The organism is Tissierella sp. (assembly GCF_031460495.1).
Taxonomy (GTDB): domain Bacteria; phylum Bacillota; class Clostridia; order Tissierellales; family Tissierellaceae; genus JAVKTS01.
In genome coordinates this window covers 12648-27431 of sequence record NZ_JAVKTS010000002.1, presented here as the reverse complement: position 1 = coordinate 27431, position 14784 = coordinate 12648, and the positions used below count along the sequence as shown (strand labels likewise).

Sequence of the window (14784 nt, the reverse complement as noted above, 5' to 3'; positions counted from 1 at the left end):
TGAATTATTTTTATCCTGCATCGTTAATCTCCTTTATGGTATCGCGTTTTGCTCCTGACATGTAAAGTCCAAGTTCTTGTACAGTAGTTGTCTTTGGATCAAGCTCCCCTACGATTTCACCTTCATATATTACCAAAATACGATCAGATACATCCATTACTTCGTCTAATTCCAGAGACACTAATAATACTGCTTTGCCTGCATCTCGTCTTGCTACAAGTTGTTTGTGGACATATTCTATAGCTCCTACATCCAAACCCCTTGTTGGTTGTACAGCCACTAGCAATTCATGTTCCTTATCAATTTCCCTTGCAATTATTGCCTTTTGTTGATTTCCACCAGACATACTTCTTGCTATGGTAACTGGTCCTTGACCAGATCTAATGTCATATTTTTCTATGAGATTTTCTGCATATTTTCTCACTGCATCAAATTTAATAAACCCGTTTTTTTGAAATTCAGGTTGCCAATATTTTTGAAGTACTAAATTTTCCTCTAATTTATAATCTAGAACAAGCCCATGCTTGTGCCTATCTTCCGGAATATGACTCATACCCAATATGGAACGATTTCTAATTGGTGCTTTGGTTATATCCTTACCACATAAACTAATATTACCTGAAGCAACTTTATCTAGACCCGTTAGTGCATTAACAAATTCTGTTTGTCCATTGCCATCAATTCCTGCTAGGCATACTATCTCACCTGCTCTAACTTGAAAAGACACATTTTTAACTGCATTATTTTTGTGAATTTTAGATGGAACAGTAAGATTATTTACTGAAAGCACTACATCACCAGTAGGCATTTTTTCCTTGACTACACTAAAATTAATATCTCTACCTACCATCATCCTTGAAAGCTCTTCTTTAGATGAATCTTTGATATCTACAGTTCCTATAAACTTACCCTTGCGTAGAACTGTACATCTATCTGCAACATCCATGATTTCGTTAAGTTTGTGGGTAATGAAAAGAATTGATTTACCTTCATTAGCAAATCCTTTCATAATCTGTAAAAGTTCTTTGATCTCCTGTGGAGTAAGTACAGCAGTTGGCTCATCAAAAATCAAAATTTCATTATCCCTATATAGCATTTTTAAAATTTCAACTCTTTGTTGCATCCCTACTGATATATTTTCAATATGGGCATCTGGGTTTACTTTAAGTCCATATCTCTCACTTAGTTCAATAACCTTCTTCTTAGCTTCTTTTTTTTCAAGAAAGCCTAATGTATTGGGTTCTACACCAAGAATAATATTTTCAAGGACAGTAAAGATCTCCACTAGTTTGAAGTGCTGATGAACCATTCCAATCCCCAATGCATTGGCATCATTGGGATTGTTGATCTTTACCAACTCTCCGTTCTTCCTTATTTCCCCTTTTTCAGGTTGATAAAGTCCGAAGAGCACACTCATCAAGGTGGATTTACCTGCACCGTTTTCTCCTAGTAGAGCGTGTATTTCTCCCTTTTTTAATTTTAAGGTAATATCATCGTTAGCAATAATACCTGGAAATTCTTTCGTAATATTAAGCATTTCAACAATATAATTTTCCACGTTAACCTCTTCTTATTATTTTTATTTTTTCCCATCAAATAACTAAACTTATATAATTTTTCAGTATGAAAATGGAGGAAAGTTTTAGCCTTCCCCCATTGTATTATTTTTACTTGCATAAGGTTTATAACAATATTGCAGGTAATTAAATTTCTCTAACTATCTTGTTGTAACTGAAATTTTTGTAAGACTTAATGAATTTACAAGCTCTTCTGCAGTAGCATAGCCTGATGCATCTTCAACATCTATTGTTCTGATAGGTTTAATGCTGCCATTAGCAAGTCTTGCAAATACATCTTCATATGCTTCCTTGTTAAAAGAATTAAATCTATCAAATGCATCTGCCTTGTCGTCTCCTATAACTATAGTTGGAAGTCCAACACCATCATTAGCTGCGTTGAAATATGTTGTTTTCGCACCATAAGTATCCCAGCTATTAGTTTTGTAAATAGATTCAAGTACAGCTATTACAGAAGCTGCAAGACCCTTTGTAGCAGAAGTCATTACAGTTTCACTGTCATATCTTTGGTCTACGTCAACACCAATAACTTTCGCTTCTTCTTCACTAGCTGCTGACATTACTGACTTACCAACTGAACCACCACATGCAAATATTGCTTCTACGCCTTCTTGATACATTGTTTTTGCAGTTGCTTTATTTGTATCAGTTTCGTCGAAGTTACCAGTATAATGGTAAGTAGTCTTTATTGCTCCATCTGCAAGCCCTAACTCCTTAGCTGCATCTTCTGCTCCTTGAAGATATCCGTAACCAAATGCTTGAACAGCAGGAACAGCCATACCGCCCATGAATCCAAGGTTAGTCAATCCATCCATAACTGCAGCATATCCTGCAAGATATCCTGATTCTTCTTCAGCATATAATATAGATGCAACATTTTCTTTGGTTAGGAAATCTGAATAATCAGCAGTATGTGGTGTACCATCTAGAAGAATAAACTTAACTTCTGGGTATTTTGTTTGTGCTTGGTAAACTGCAACTTCAAATAAAAATCCTGGTGTTACTATTACCTTAGCCCCGCCTTCTACTGCAAGATCAATAGCTGCTAGATATCCATCATCTGAAGCCTCTTCAGGTTTGATGTAAGTATGTGGTATCTTTTCTTTCTTAGCAAATTCTACTACACCCTCCCAGGAACCCTGGTTAAATGACTTATCATCTATGTTCCCTTTGTCTGTAATTAATGTAATATCTGGACCATTAAGTGCTGCCCCTCCTGAACACCCTACTAAACTCATAGCTACTAACATAATTGCTAAAGTAATGACTAATACCTTTTTCATTTTATGCCCCCCTAATAATTCATTTGACTAGCGTCTTTGACTTAATTATAACTCTTACCTAAAAAAATTACAACTATTATATTGAATAATAGATTTTCGACTGCTAAAAATCTTTGTATAAATTACACAAAGGAATTTTACTATATGTGCTAATAAAAAACTCCAAGTTTCCTTGGAGTAATTATTTAGCAAGGATCAGCTTCTCCTACATCATATCCAGCTTTTGCTAATGCTTTAATTGCTTCATTTAACTTTGCTTCGTTTACCATTACTATAGGTCCTGTACATCCCATTCCGGATTCAGCGTATATACCTGCTTTCCATAGAGATTCTACAGCCTCTTCTAATTCCATAATATCTATGCCATTTATTGTACCAGTTACAGTTTCTTTTTCTGGTGCAACTACAGTTTTTTCTTCTTTTGATTCTGCTTTTTTTGTATCCTTTGTAAGTCCTGCTAAGATATCTTTAAGACCTGCTTTATTCGCTAACCCAAATTCTTGCTTTGCAATTTCAGCTACATTTCCTCTAACTAAAGAAGCTGCATATCCAAGGGCATTTGCAACTACTGGAGTACCAGATGCTCTGGAAAGTATAAGGATTGTTCTATTATAATCTTCTCCAATACCAGGTCCATATCCATATCCTTGTGATTCATAGGATCCACCTGTTGTATAAGAGGAGAATACTTTCATTAAAATATTTCCTGTTAAAGTATCATTAATCATTACATCTGGAGTACCTGTTAAAAGGTCATTACCTCTCATAACATTACCACCATCTGCTCTGCCTGATTCTGTAAAATTAATTGGGTAACCCTTAGATGCTAATTCTTTAAATGCTCTTTCAACTTGTCTAGCACCGTCTAAATTTAATATACCTACTGTTGGATTAGAAACACCCATAGCCTTAGCGGCTATAATACCGTAGATACCATTTTTAACCATACCTTCTACTCTATGAGGAGAAGATGTCCCAGTAGTCGTAGCTAAGAACATTTCTTTTCCATGACCTGGAGTTACAACTCTACCTACAGTGGAAACACCTATAGGAAAATTGTAATGCATAGTAACACAAGCACCTATTTCACCGCTATCAAGTAGCTCTTCCATCTTTTTATGTTGTGCATCTTCACCTTCAACATTATATTGAGTTAGAGTTGAAGTTACTTTTGGTCCAATTAAAACTACTTCTATACTATTGTCTCTTGCTTGAGCAAGTTCTGCTCCTTTCACGATATTATCAATACCTAGCTCAGATCCAGCTACAGTTACTCCAACTCTAACCCTACCACCAAATTGGCCAGTTTGCATAGCATCTGCAATATCATTAAATACCTTTCCTATCATACCCTTTATGTTATTCTCTACCATAATATCACCTCTAATCCTTTAGTAGATGAGCAGCGAAATCTCTCATAGCTTCTGCCACAAAACCTCTGATTTCTTCTTCGGATACACCTTTATTTGAATCTACTTTTCCAGGATTTTTTTCTATAACTATTGAAGCACCATCAAATAGATTAGTCATTCTACCTAAGAATAAAGATCCTTTTCCTACTACCATTGTTCTATTCATAGTTCCTGCTAACATTTCTTCTCTAGCAAATCCAATAAATGGAATTCCTGAAGGAATATGTCCTTGAGTTGGTGCCCAGCCTTCCATACCATGATTTTGAATAAAATCATTTATAGCTGTTTTTTCAAGTTCCCCTCTCTTAACTCCTATTGCTGCTATCATCTTGTAGTTTGCTGTTGGAACATCTCCAGCTCCTGCTGGCTTTGTAATATCTGGGTTTTGCATTTCTACTGAGTATTTATCTATATCTGTAACTTTTAATCCTGCTTTATCAAGAGGCACTGTAACCAATGAAGTAACTACTGCTTGTGGTGATGAACCAGTACCTACTGTATGTCTTCCTACTAAATCATTTCTAAAAATCGGATTAATACCATCGTTTTCTGTAACAATTACTGCAAATCCTCCTACTACATCTTCTAAAACAGGCATGTCTTTTTTAACATGGTCTTTTCCATTCATACCTAACTTAGCTGTTGATCCACCTGATACTATCATTACTTTCTTGAAAGTACCTGATTGAACTAGTGAAGCAGCTGATATTAAAGCATGAGCTGGTGCAGCACAGAATCCTCTTAAGTCAGAACCAGTAGCATTTGTTAGACCAGCCATTTCAGCTATTGCCTTTGCAAAGTTTCCGCCACCTCTTTGGTTCATATCTCCACAAGCTTCTTCTGAACACTCAATTACATACTCTACCTCTTCAGGTTGTAGATTGTTTTTAGCTAATAAGTGCCAAGCGGCTAATACACCAGAAGCCTTTGATACAAGGTTTTCAAGTATTACATGTGCATTTAAATTAACGTCTACATCATGAGCTCTCTTTACACATCCAACTAATTTACCACCATTGTAAAGTCCCTCTGCATCCTGCTCATTTACAAACTTTTCGATATCAGCTATATCGTGACCTTCTTTTAGTTTAGCTACAAATTCATCCTTAATTAATGGATGTTTTTCTAGTTTTGGCTTAATTTCTGCTGAAAACTCCTTTGAAAGAAGTACAAGATCAAATACGTCTACAATCTTAATTAGTCCATAAAATTCATCTTGTGGCATTATTTCACCAAATTTACCATCTCTTTTAGCATCAGCTACATCTTTATCGAACCATGGTTGCTCAACTAATTTTAATTCATCTGGCTTATGATTTCCAATATATACTTGATTTGGAAGATAATTAACTGCTGCTTCAAAGCTACGTATATACTTTGGTAACTCTTTTAAATACTCAGAGTCTGGATGTAAGTATCTTTCCGTTGTCTGAGTTGTACCATTTTGAATAATCATATCTGGCGCATGCACCAATACATAAGATGTTCCTTTTACTACTGAATAATTCATATGTCCACCTCCATAAATTTTGGTATGTACCGTTTTTTTATAAAAGGGTGATAAAATCACCCTTTTATATTATATATTAATTATTTTTTTACATCAAATACAGTTTGTTCAGTTACTTCAGTTGTTAAAGCTTCTAATGCTCTTTCAACTATTTTTCTTCTTAAAGCTTTTTCTTCCTTAGGATCCAATGCTGGATTTCCTAATGGATGAGGGATAGCTATTGCTGGAACTATTCTATTAGCTCCTACTGTTAATGATATTGGAACTACAGTACATATATGAACTACTGGAATGCCAGCACGTTCAACTTCTTTAACCATTGTTGCACCGCAACGTGTACAAGTGCCTCAGGTAGAAGTTAAGATAACTGCGTCTACGCCGTCTCTCTTCATTTCTGCACTGAATTCTTCAGAGAATTTTTTGGAACTTGCTACAGCTGTACCATTACCTACTGTTGAATAATAATATCTGTGTAGTTTTCCAATTTTACCTTCTTTTTCCATGTCGCGTAATACATCAACTGGAATAACTCTATCTGCATCTATGTTTGCATATACTGGGTCATGACCACCATGTGCAGTTTCCCATTCTCCTTCTTTTAAATCATCTACACCGTCAATATCATATTTACCATATTTTTGAGCGGATGATGATTCAATACGATCTGGGTTGCCATGGGGTACAATACCGCCTGATGTTACTATAGCAATTGTAGCCTTAGATAAATCTAATACAGCTGGGTTAGGATCTACTCTATCGAAGTTTGGCATTGGGAATTCAGTTTCAAATTCTTCACCAGCAAGTTTCTTTACAAGCATATCAACTGCTCTTTCAGAACCTCTCTTATCAGTGAAATAATTCTTTCTAATTCCTCTTGGTAAATATCCTTCTTCTTCTGGAGAACCGATTTCCTCGCCTTTAGCTATCTTAAGTGCTAATGGCACTAAATTTTTAACTGCATCTCTCATACCAGCAGCTGAGTTTTTAGTAGAAACAACATAAACTGCCTTTTTGAACATATCAGCACCTGGGTTTTCAACATACATACCAGTTACTGCTGGGATACCTAATTTGTTTTGTACAGCTTCAGTAACTGTACCTGCTGCAACACCATATCTACCTGCATTAAATGCTGGTCCTGCTACTACTAAGTCTGGGTTATATTGTTTAATTAATTCAAGAACTTCTTTTTCAGCAGCTTCTAAGTTTTCACCAAAATATCCATCACCACATATAACTGTAGCAACTATTTCTGCTTCATCTTTGAATCCTGCTTGAAGAGCCAAACCAGGTCCCATTGCTCCTTCTCTAACTTCTGGTCTATGGTCAGCCATTTCTTCTCCACCAATTCCAGCAAAGAATTGATTTATATAATGTACTACTTTAATTTTCCCCATTTGTTCCCCTCCTCTCATATATTTCGTATCGGGATTTTATGTTTAATTAAAATTTGCTGAATTCTTCTCTTATACCCTTTACTTCTTCAACTATTTCATCAACTTCAAGAACCATTTCCATCATACCAATTTGCTCATCGTATACATCTGAATCAACTGATTCTTTGAAATCTGGTTCTACTGCATGATAAACTTTAAGTCCCAACGAGACTCCTGCTAATGGACCTGCAAATGTAGGGTCACCTGCTGTTACTGTTTCAGCTGCTAATCCTGCTGCTTCAGCTTCAGCTCCACCGATTAATACAAGCATGTTTTCTGCTCCGTATTTTTCAGTTAAGTCTTTAACCCTCTTTTGATTTTCTAAGTCCATTGCACCTGCAGCCGTTCAGACGAAACATTCAGTAGATGAAAACACTACTTCTGCAGGAGTGGTCTTTACACATTCTTCCATAGCTGGTCCTGGTATACCATCTCTATCGCCAATAATAATAACTTTTGTACTTTCGTTAAAAATTGACATCTTGCCACTTCCTTTCTTTATTTTGTAATAACTATTATTTTTCCTACATATATATCCTACTAGAATCCTCTTGCGGACATTTTATTGAAACCTACTTCATTTGTTGCTCCTGTAATAGCTTGAATTTCTACAGTGATAGTTCCGTCAGCTTGTAAGCTTCCGTCAAAACCACCAGCTATTATATCAACATAATCCAAAGTTCCAATTATTCTATCCATAGGTGGTAATACGATTATTTCATTTGCGTTTCCACCTGTAACTACTGCATTAGCTGAAGCATCAGCATCTGCTAGGGATTGACTCGCGCCATCACGTCCAGCATATTCATCAGTAATTATTACTGTTTTTATACCTTTTGCTTCGATTTTTTTAGTATTCATAATAAGGTCGGTATCTGGGTTACCAAAACCTTCTTGTGAAATTATAACACCGTCAAGCTCAAGGTATTCAGCAAGTTTAGCTGTCCAGTTTGATGATCTTTCTTTATCTGCAAGGTAAACGTTTTCGTTTGTAATGATAACTCCAACAAAGTTAACAGTTTTACCATGAGCTGCTAAAAGATCATGAATTACTGGGTTATTCATTTGATGATAAGTTGTGTTTTTATCACAAGCTGATACACAGTTACCACTTACAATAGCACCATCCATGATTTCAGTTGGATACATTATAGTTGGTACAATTTGCTTAGCGTCTACTCCATAAACATAAGTGTCATGAAGTAATCCTTGAGTTTGAAGCATTTGAACATATCCTACCTTTGGAAGATTAGGATATTTCTTAATTCCTTCTAATAATGTGTCTGTCTCATATACTTCCACTGTATCAGGTGTTAATGATTTTGCAGTTTCTGCAAGGTATGCAGCAGCTTTAAATCCTGCAAATCTTACTGCTCTTTCGTGATCATGTTGTTTTAATCCTTCAACAGGTTCACATTTCATTACTAGGTTTATTGTCTTTGAGAACGGAGTAAACTCAGCTCCAGGTCCTGTCATATCAACAATACCCTCTTGGAAACCTACTATTTTACCAGTTGTCATAACTGCACAACCTTTTAAAACATTAGTTTTTCCTGAACCTACAACATCAACCTTTGATAAAATTCCTGGGAAAACTCCCCCTGGACCTTCAACCTTAACTCTTGGTTCTACAACGTCCTTAACAGGTGTAATTCTAATACTTTCACCAGGTTTTGCGATTTCAACGTCTACTGATGCAAGGTGTTCATCTTCTCTTATTAAGTCGATTAATTCTTGTTTATTAACAGTTAATACACCATTTTCAATTTTGGTTTCAGCACCAAATTGAACATCTTTAATTAGCACATGGCCTAATTCCAGACGCATAAATTCACCTCCTCTTTTTTTTAGCAAGTATCTATATATCTCAATTCTGGGCACTAGGCCCAGAATCAAAAACTGGGTTAATTAAGCGTAATACTTCTTTAACAATTCTTCAACGGATTCTATTGTCGCTTCATCAGCTACTACTGCATCAATTCTTTCTCCGTCTTTATATATAGCCAATACAGGTAGTCCCATAACTTTTTGTCCAATAGCTAATCTTCTAGCTTTTGTAATATCTAAAGATGTAAACTTGATTTTATCTCCATAAGTCTTTTCAAACTCATGAACATGTGGCATAAGTGCTTTACAAGGTTCGCAAGTAGGTCCCCAAAAATCCACTAAAATATATCCTTCTCCTTGTAATACCTCTGATTCAAAATTATCCTTATCTAGTTCTATCATTTATAATACCTCCTAATATTTTTTAGCTTTTAAGCTATTAAGCTTCAAATGTTTCATCTATATACTTTTCAGCTTGAACAGCTGCAATTGCCCCATCAGCAGTAGCAGTAACTACTTGTCTAAGTGATTTAACTCTGTTATCTCCTGCTGCAAATACTCCTGGTATATTCGTTTTCATATTATCATCTGTTATAATATACCCATTTTCCATATTAATTAAGCCATCAAATAATTTTGTAGCTGGATTATATCCTACGAATACAAATACTCCAAATGTACCGTCATCTTCATCTGCAAATATTTCTGTTTCTTCATTAGTTTTAACATTTTTAACTATCATGGACTCTAAAATTCCATCACCTTTTACTTCTGTAATAACGCTATCCCACATGAAATTCATTTTTTCATTGCTAAAAGCTTTTTCTTGAATTGATTTAGCTGCTCTTAGCTCATCTCTTCTATGAACGATAGTTACTTTTCTTGCAAATTTAGTTAAATACATTGCTTCTTCAACAGCTGAGTCTCCACCACCAACTACAAACACTTCAAGGTCTTCAAAGAAAGCAGCGTCACAAGTAGCGCAATAAGAAACTCCTCTACCTGTTAAATCCTTTTCTCCTGGACATCCTATTAGTTTTGGTGTTGCACCTGTTGCAATGATAACAGTTTTTGCTTGATATTCTTCTTTAGTACCTTTTAAAACTTTAATTTGACCTTCTAATTCTACGGATTTAATTTCATCAATTGTTCTTTTTGCACCAAATTCATTAACTTGTTCTACCATTCTAGCTATTAAAGATGGTCCACTTGCATTTTCGATTGACCCTGGATAATTAGCAACTTCATCAGTTGTTTTAATTTGTCCACCGTCACCTTCCTTTTCGATGATTAAAGTGTTTAGTCTTGCTCTTGATGCATATAGTCCTGCTGCTAAACCCGCTGGACCTGCTCCTATGATTATTACATCATAAACCATTTAATTTCCTCCCTTGTAAATATTTATTATGTAGCTATAATATAAATTTAATTATTACCTTTTCATTTTACCCAATTTAATAAAATAAAAAACAAAAAACAGAATAAATAGGTCTAATAAACCTATTTACTCTGTTCATTTACCTGAGAGATTCTCCAATTGCTTGGGTTGCTCCTTCGGTGCTAGCGCTTTCCAGAGTGCTGTCAAAATACGGTCCTTTTGCCTGAGAGTTTCATTAAGAATCGGTTAATTCTTTAACTTACTCCTTCGGCGCCATAAAATGGTCTCTCCCGTATTTATCATCCAGTGTATGAATTTATATTGATAGATATTTATCAGTCATATACATTATATAATATAAACTATAAATATACAACCCCATTTATTATAGATTTTTTTAATGTTTAATTATTTTTTATTTATAGTTGTCTAAAACATATAATGCTATATTATGGCAATGATCTGATACTCTTTCTAGATTAGACATAACATCTAAGTATAAAATTCCAGGACCTGTAGAACACATTCCTCTGTTTAGTCTATCAATATGATTAGTTCTATTCCTTGTTTCTAGTGCATCTACTTCCTCTTCGATAGCTAATACTTCTTTGGCTAAGGATTCATTATTAGTATTATAAGCCTCTATTATTTTATTTAATCCTTCTTGACATTTATCAAACATTTCATTTAATTCAGCTATTGCTTCATCTGTAAATTGGTAATTATTTTCTTTTCTTTCTTCAGCTAGTTCAATTATGTTCTCAGCATGGTCTCCTACTCTTTCTATATCATTAATATTATTAAAGAAAACATTAACTTGCTTATGTTCATCATCCGTCATTGGTGCATTTGATAGTGCTACCAAATACTCGGTTATTTCTTTTTGCAATTTGTTTATTTTTTGCTCTTGATCCAATGCTGTTTCTATTTTTTCATATTGCCCTTCTACTAAGGCTTGTCTAGATTTAACTAGATTGTCTTCTACAAATTTTCCCATCCTAATAATTTCTTTTCTTGCTTGACCCAATGCTATGGAAGGAGTCTCGATAATTCTTAAATCAAGGAATTTACCTTCTTTGACTTCTCTTATATCATCTCCCGGAACAATTAATGTAGCTGCTTTAACTAATAAACTAGCAAATGGTAATTGTATAATTATATTGATTAGGTTAAATAATGTATGGGCATTAGCAATTTGCCTTTGAATATCATTTGGAGATATCTTTAGAACTAAAGCTTGTATTGGCACCCTTAAGATAGTCATAAATATAATTGTACCAATTAAGTTAAATAGAAAGTGGATAACAGCAGCTCTCTTTGCAGTTTTATTTGCTCCAACTGATGATATCATAGCTGTTGTAGTCGTACCAATATTATCTCCAAATAGTATTGGAAAAGCCATATTGATGTTCAGCAATCCTTGTCCTGCCAATGCTTGCAATAAACCTATAGAAGCACTACTACTTTGTACAAGTGTAGTCATTCCAAGGCCAACTAACATTCCCAAAACTGGATTGTTTAATTTTTTCATTACTTCAGAAAAAACTGGATTATTAGCTAATGGTTTTAATCCATCTCCCATCATTTCCATCCCAATAAAAAGAATACCAAATCCAATCAATATCTCAGCTATATTTTTAGATTTTTTCTTAGAAGCTGAAAGCCAAATCGCCACACCTATGGCTACTGCTAAAGGTGCATAATCTGTTAACTTAAATGCAATTAATTGAGCAGTAATTGTTGTACCAACATTAGCACCCATTATAACTCCTACCGCTTGGGTTAAAGACATAATTCCTGCATTTACAAATCCTATTACCATAACTGTAGTGGCAGAACTACTTTGAATAACCATAGTTACTAATGTTCCTACTAATACCCCCATTAGTCTATTGTTAGTAAGTACCTCTATTAATCTCTTTAGTTTATCACCTGCTGCTTTTTGCAAACCTGTTCCCATTATGTTCATTCCATATAGAAATAGCCCAAGTCCACCAAGCACTGGTAGCGCAATATCCATAACTAACCTCCTAAATAATTTATTAACCTATTTAATCTTTTGTTGACCTATTTATTCTAGTCATATAATATCATATTTTTGTAGTTTTTTATATTGATAATTAAATAAAATATTATTCTATATTTGGAAAGTTTAATTGTCTCAAAGCTTCAAATAATATTATATTTACAGAATTAGCTAAATTAAGAGATCTTGCTATGTCTGTCCTCATGGGTATTCTAATTCCCTTGTCAATATTATCATCTAATAATCCCTTTGGCAAACCTTTAGTTTCTTTTCCAAATACAAAAAACGATTCATCTTTATAATTTATATCAGTATATCTATGTTTTGCTTTTGTTGTAGCAAAATAAAAACTTCCATTAGGATATTTCTCCAATACTTCAGAAAAACTATCATAATAATGTATTTCAACTAAATTCCAATAATCAAGCCCTGCTCTTTTTAATGCTTTATCATCTACAGAGAATCCTAAGGGCCTAACTAAATGAAGTGCTGCACCAGTTAATGCACAGGTCCTAGCAATATTCCCTGTATTTTGAGGTATTTCTGGTTCCACCAGTACTATATGTAATGCCATAATTTAATTTTCATCCCCCATTATAATGCAAATTTTTCTATTACTTTAGCTACTCCATCTTCATTGTTTGAGTCCGTTATATAATCTGCTTGCTTCTTAATATTCTCATCACCATTTCCCATAGCTACACCTAACTTGGCAAATTTTAACATAGAAAGATCGTTTTCACTGTCTCCAATGGCTATAACCTCATCTGGCTTAATATTCAACCTATTACATAGTTCCTTTAAAGCCTCTCCCTTTGAAACATTTAGTCCCATCGCTTCGATATTATTATTCCAGGAGCTTGATGTACCTATTTTTTCTAATTTGTTTAGCTCCATTCTAAGATTATTTAGTTTATCTCTATCATTATCAACGAATAAGAATTTATATATGTTTATATCTTTTATTTGTAGTATTTCCTCCACATCTTCAAATACTGTCATGTCAATATTTAATTTGCCATTCCCTTCACTATAAAATGCAAGTACCTCTTCAACTTTTAGATGTGAATAAAATCTAGATTCATCATAAAAATGATAGTATATATTTTTTTCTCTAGCAATGTTCACTATTTGTTTCACCAAATCTTTTTCAATAGGCTTCTTATAAATAATATTAGCAGATTCATCTACAATTATTGCTCCATTACTCGCAATTATTGGGTTGTTTAATTTTAATGCATTTGAATAGAATAATGCTGATTTTAATATTCTACCTGTTGATATAACTATATGAACACCCTTCTCCTTTGCCATTTCTATTGCTCTTCTCGACCTTTCAGATACTTCATTATTGCTATTTAATAAAGTACCATCCATATCAATAGCAATCAATTTATATGTCATATATTTCACTCCCTCAATTACTTAATATAACATAAACTTAATAATAATAAAAGCTTCAAAAAAATGTTAAAAGACTTTAAAAAACCTCTCTATTAATAGAAAGGTTTTATTTACAATTATTATAAGGCAGTTAAATAAATAGTATCTGTATATTTACTTTTCTCTATGGCAACCTCTAGATTATACGCATGCTCAATATTTTCTTTGGTAATGACTTCCTCTGGACTTCCTATACCTATGATTTCACCTTCATTAAGCATAATTATTTTATCAGAGTATCTTGCCCCTAAATTTATATCATGAATTACGACTACTATAGTAGTTCCCTTTTCTTTATTTAATTTCCTTAAAAGGTTCAGTATCTCGATTTGATGATTTATATCTAAATGAGATGTTGGTTCGTCTAATAAGATAATAGAAGGATTTTGAGCTAAAGCTTTAGCGATTATAACTCTCTGCCTCTCCCCGCCAGATAACTCAGTAATAATCCTATCCTTTAAGTGAAGAGTGTTAGTTAATTCTAGAGCTTCCTTGACTATTTCATAGTCACTTTCATCTTCTTTTTGGAATCTTCCCTTATAAGGATGCCTTCCCATTAGTACTATATCTTCTACTGTAAATTCATAATCAATATTGGTATTTTGAGGCACTAATGCAATTTTTTTTGCTAATTCCTTAGTCCTTATCTTTTTAATATCGATATTATCTAAAAAAACCTTTCCTCCTCTAGGAGTATAAATACGATTAAGGTTTTTCAAAAGAGTAGATTTACCTGAACCATTAGGTCCTATAATGCTTATGAATTTTCCTTTTTCCACATTAAAAGAAATATCTTTTAAGATTAACTCTCTACTATATCCAAATTTTAAGTTTTTGACTTCAAGTGCATACATACTAACACCTCCGGTGTTAACAATTAACAGTTAAGCTT

General features: G+C 33.9%; 13 protein-coding genes and 1 riboswitch. All 13 genes read right to left on the bottom strand.

Annotated features, from left to right (window positions below; translation table 11 throughout):
• Window positions 1–10: 10 nt before the first annotated feature.
• Window positions 11–1537, bottom strand: a complete 1527-nt coding sequence (locus tag RIN63_RS03885) for an ABC transporter ATP-binding protein (RefSeq protein WP_310443365.1) — start codon at window positions 1535–1537, stop codon at window positions 11–13.
• Window positions 1538–1717: 180 nt separating this feature from the next.
• The gene (locus RIN63_RS03880; protein WP_310443364.1) at window positions 1718–2860 is read right to left on the bottom strand and encodes a BMP family ABC transporter substrate-binding protein; all 1143 of its coding nucleotides are present in this window, start codon (window positions 2858–2860) and stop codon (window positions 1718–1720) included.
• A gap of 185 nt (window positions 2861–3045) precedes the next feature.
• A complete protein-coding gene (gene grdD, locus RIN63_RS03875; protein WP_310443363.1) occupies window positions 3046–4233 on the bottom strand; it encodes a glycine/sarcosine/betaine reductase complex component C subunit alpha in 1188 nt (395 codons plus the stop codon).
• A 10-nt stretch (window positions 4234–4243) separates the two neighbouring features.
• Window positions 4244–5782, bottom strand: a complete 1539-nt coding sequence (gene grdC, locus RIN63_RS03870; protein WP_310443362.1) for a glycine/sarcosine/betaine reductase complex component C subunit beta — start codon at window positions 5780–5782, stop codon at window positions 4244–4246.
• Between the two features lie 80 nt (window positions 5783–5862).
• Window positions 5863–7179 (bottom strand): glycine reductase complex selenoprotein B, encoded by a 1317-nt coding sequence (gene grdB / locus RIN63_RS03865; RefSeq protein WP_310443361.1) that lies wholly within the window; start codon window positions 7177–7179, stop codon window positions 5863–5865.
• 46 nt (window positions 7180–7225) lie between these two features.
• Entirely contained in the window at window positions 7226–7699 is a 474-nt protein-coding gene (grdA, locus tag RIN63_RS03860; RefSeq protein WP_310443360.1) for a glycine/sarcosine/betaine reductase complex selenoprotein A, read from the bottom strand.
• A gap of 59 nt (window positions 7700–7758) precedes the next feature.
• Window positions 7759–9045 (bottom strand): glycine/sarcosine/betaine reductase component B subunit, encoded by a 1287-nt coding sequence (locus RIN63_RS03855; RefSeq protein ID WP_310443359.1) that lies wholly within the window; start codon window positions 9043–9045, stop codon window positions 7759–7761.
• Window positions 9046–9126: 81 nt separating this feature from the next.
• Complete coding sequence (locus RIN63_RS03850; RefSeq protein WP_310443358.1) at window positions 9127–9447, bottom strand: thioredoxin TrxA; 321 nt, start codon at window positions 9445–9447, stop codon at window positions 9127–9129.
• A gap of 37 nt (window positions 9448–9484) precedes the next feature.
• Window positions 9485–10423 (bottom strand): thioredoxin-disulfide reductase, encoded by a 939-nt coding sequence (trxB, locus tag RIN63_RS03845; protein ID WP_310443357.1) that lies wholly within the window; start codon window positions 10421–10423, stop codon window positions 9485–9487.
• 201 nt (window positions 10424–10624) lie between these two features.
• A riboswitch (glycine riboswitch) is annotated at window positions 10625–10726 on the bottom strand.
• 112 nt (window positions 10727–10838) lie between these two features.
• Window positions 10839–12443, bottom strand: coding sequence for a Na/Pi cotransporter family protein (locus RIN63_RS03840; protein WP_310443356.1), 1605 nt, complete (start codon window positions 12441–12443; stop codon window positions 10839–10841).
• A 112-nt stretch (window positions 12444–12555) separates the two neighbouring features.
• Window positions 12556–13023 carry a tRNA (uridine(34)/cytosine(34)/5-carboxymethylaminomethyluridine(34)-2'-O)-methyltransferase TrmL gene (gene trmL, locus RIN63_RS03835; protein WP_310443355.1) on the bottom strand — a complete coding sequence of 156 codons (468 nt, stop codon included), beginning with the start codon at window positions 13021–13023 and terminating at the stop codon, window positions 12556–12558.
• A 20-nt stretch (window positions 13024–13043) separates the two neighbouring features.
• A complete protein-coding gene (locus RIN63_RS03830) occupies window positions 13044–13853 on the bottom strand; it encodes a Cof-type HAD-IIB family hydrolase (protein ID WP_310443354.1) in 810 nt (269 codons plus the stop codon).
• A gap of 119 nt (window positions 13854–13972) precedes the next feature.
• Window positions 13973–14746: an ABC transporter ATP-binding protein gene (locus RIN63_RS03825; RefSeq protein WP_310443353.1), complete on the bottom strand. Its 774-nt coding sequence runs from the start codon at window positions 14744–14746 to the stop codon at window positions 13973–13975.
• Between the last annotated feature and the right edge of the window lie 38 nt (window positions 14747–14784).

Bases quoted from the DNA above. Each gene is read 5' to 3' on its own strand.
- RIN63_RS03885 (WP_310443365.1), bottom strand. From the start codon at position 1,537: ATGCTTAATATTACGAAAGAATTTCCAGGTATTATTGCTAACGATGAT.
- RIN63_RS03880 (WP_310443364.1), bottom strand. From the start codon at position 2,860: ATGAAAAAGGTATTAGTCATTACTTTAGCAATTATGTTAGTAGCTATG.
- grdD (WP_310443363.1), bottom strand. From the start codon at position 4,233: ATGGTAGAGAATAACATAAAGGGTATGATAGGAAAGGTATTTAATGAT.
- grdC (WP_310443362.1), bottom strand. From the start codon at position 5,782: ATGAATTATTCAGTAGTAAAAGGAACATCTTATGTATTGGTGCATGCG.
- RIN63_RS03855 (WP_310443359.1), bottom strand. From the start codon at position 9,045: ATGCGTCTGGAATTAGGCCATGTGCTAATTAAAGATGTTCAATTTGGT.
- RIN63_RS03850 (WP_310443358.1), bottom strand. From the start codon at position 9,447: ATGATAGAACTAGATAAGGATAATTTTGAATCAGAGGTATTACAAGGA.
- trxB (WP_310443357.1), bottom strand. From the start codon at position 10,423: ATGGTTTATGATGTAATAATCATAGGAGCAGGTCCAGCGGGTTTAGCA.
- RIN63_RS03840 (WP_310443356.1), bottom strand. From the start codon at position 12,443: ATGGATATTGCGCTACCAGTGCTTGGTGGACTTGGGCTATTTCTATAT.
- trmL (WP_310443355.1), bottom strand. From the start codon at position 13,023: ATGGCATTACATATAGTACTGGTGGAACCAGAAATACCTCAAAATACA.
- RIN63_RS03830 (WP_310443354.1), bottom strand. From the start codon at position 13,853: ATGACATATAAATTGATTGCTATTGATATGGATGGTACTTTATTAAAT.
- RIN63_RS03825 (WP_310443353.1), bottom strand. From the start codon at position 14,746: ATGTATGCACTTGAAGTCAAAAACTTAAAATTTGGATATAGTAGAGAG.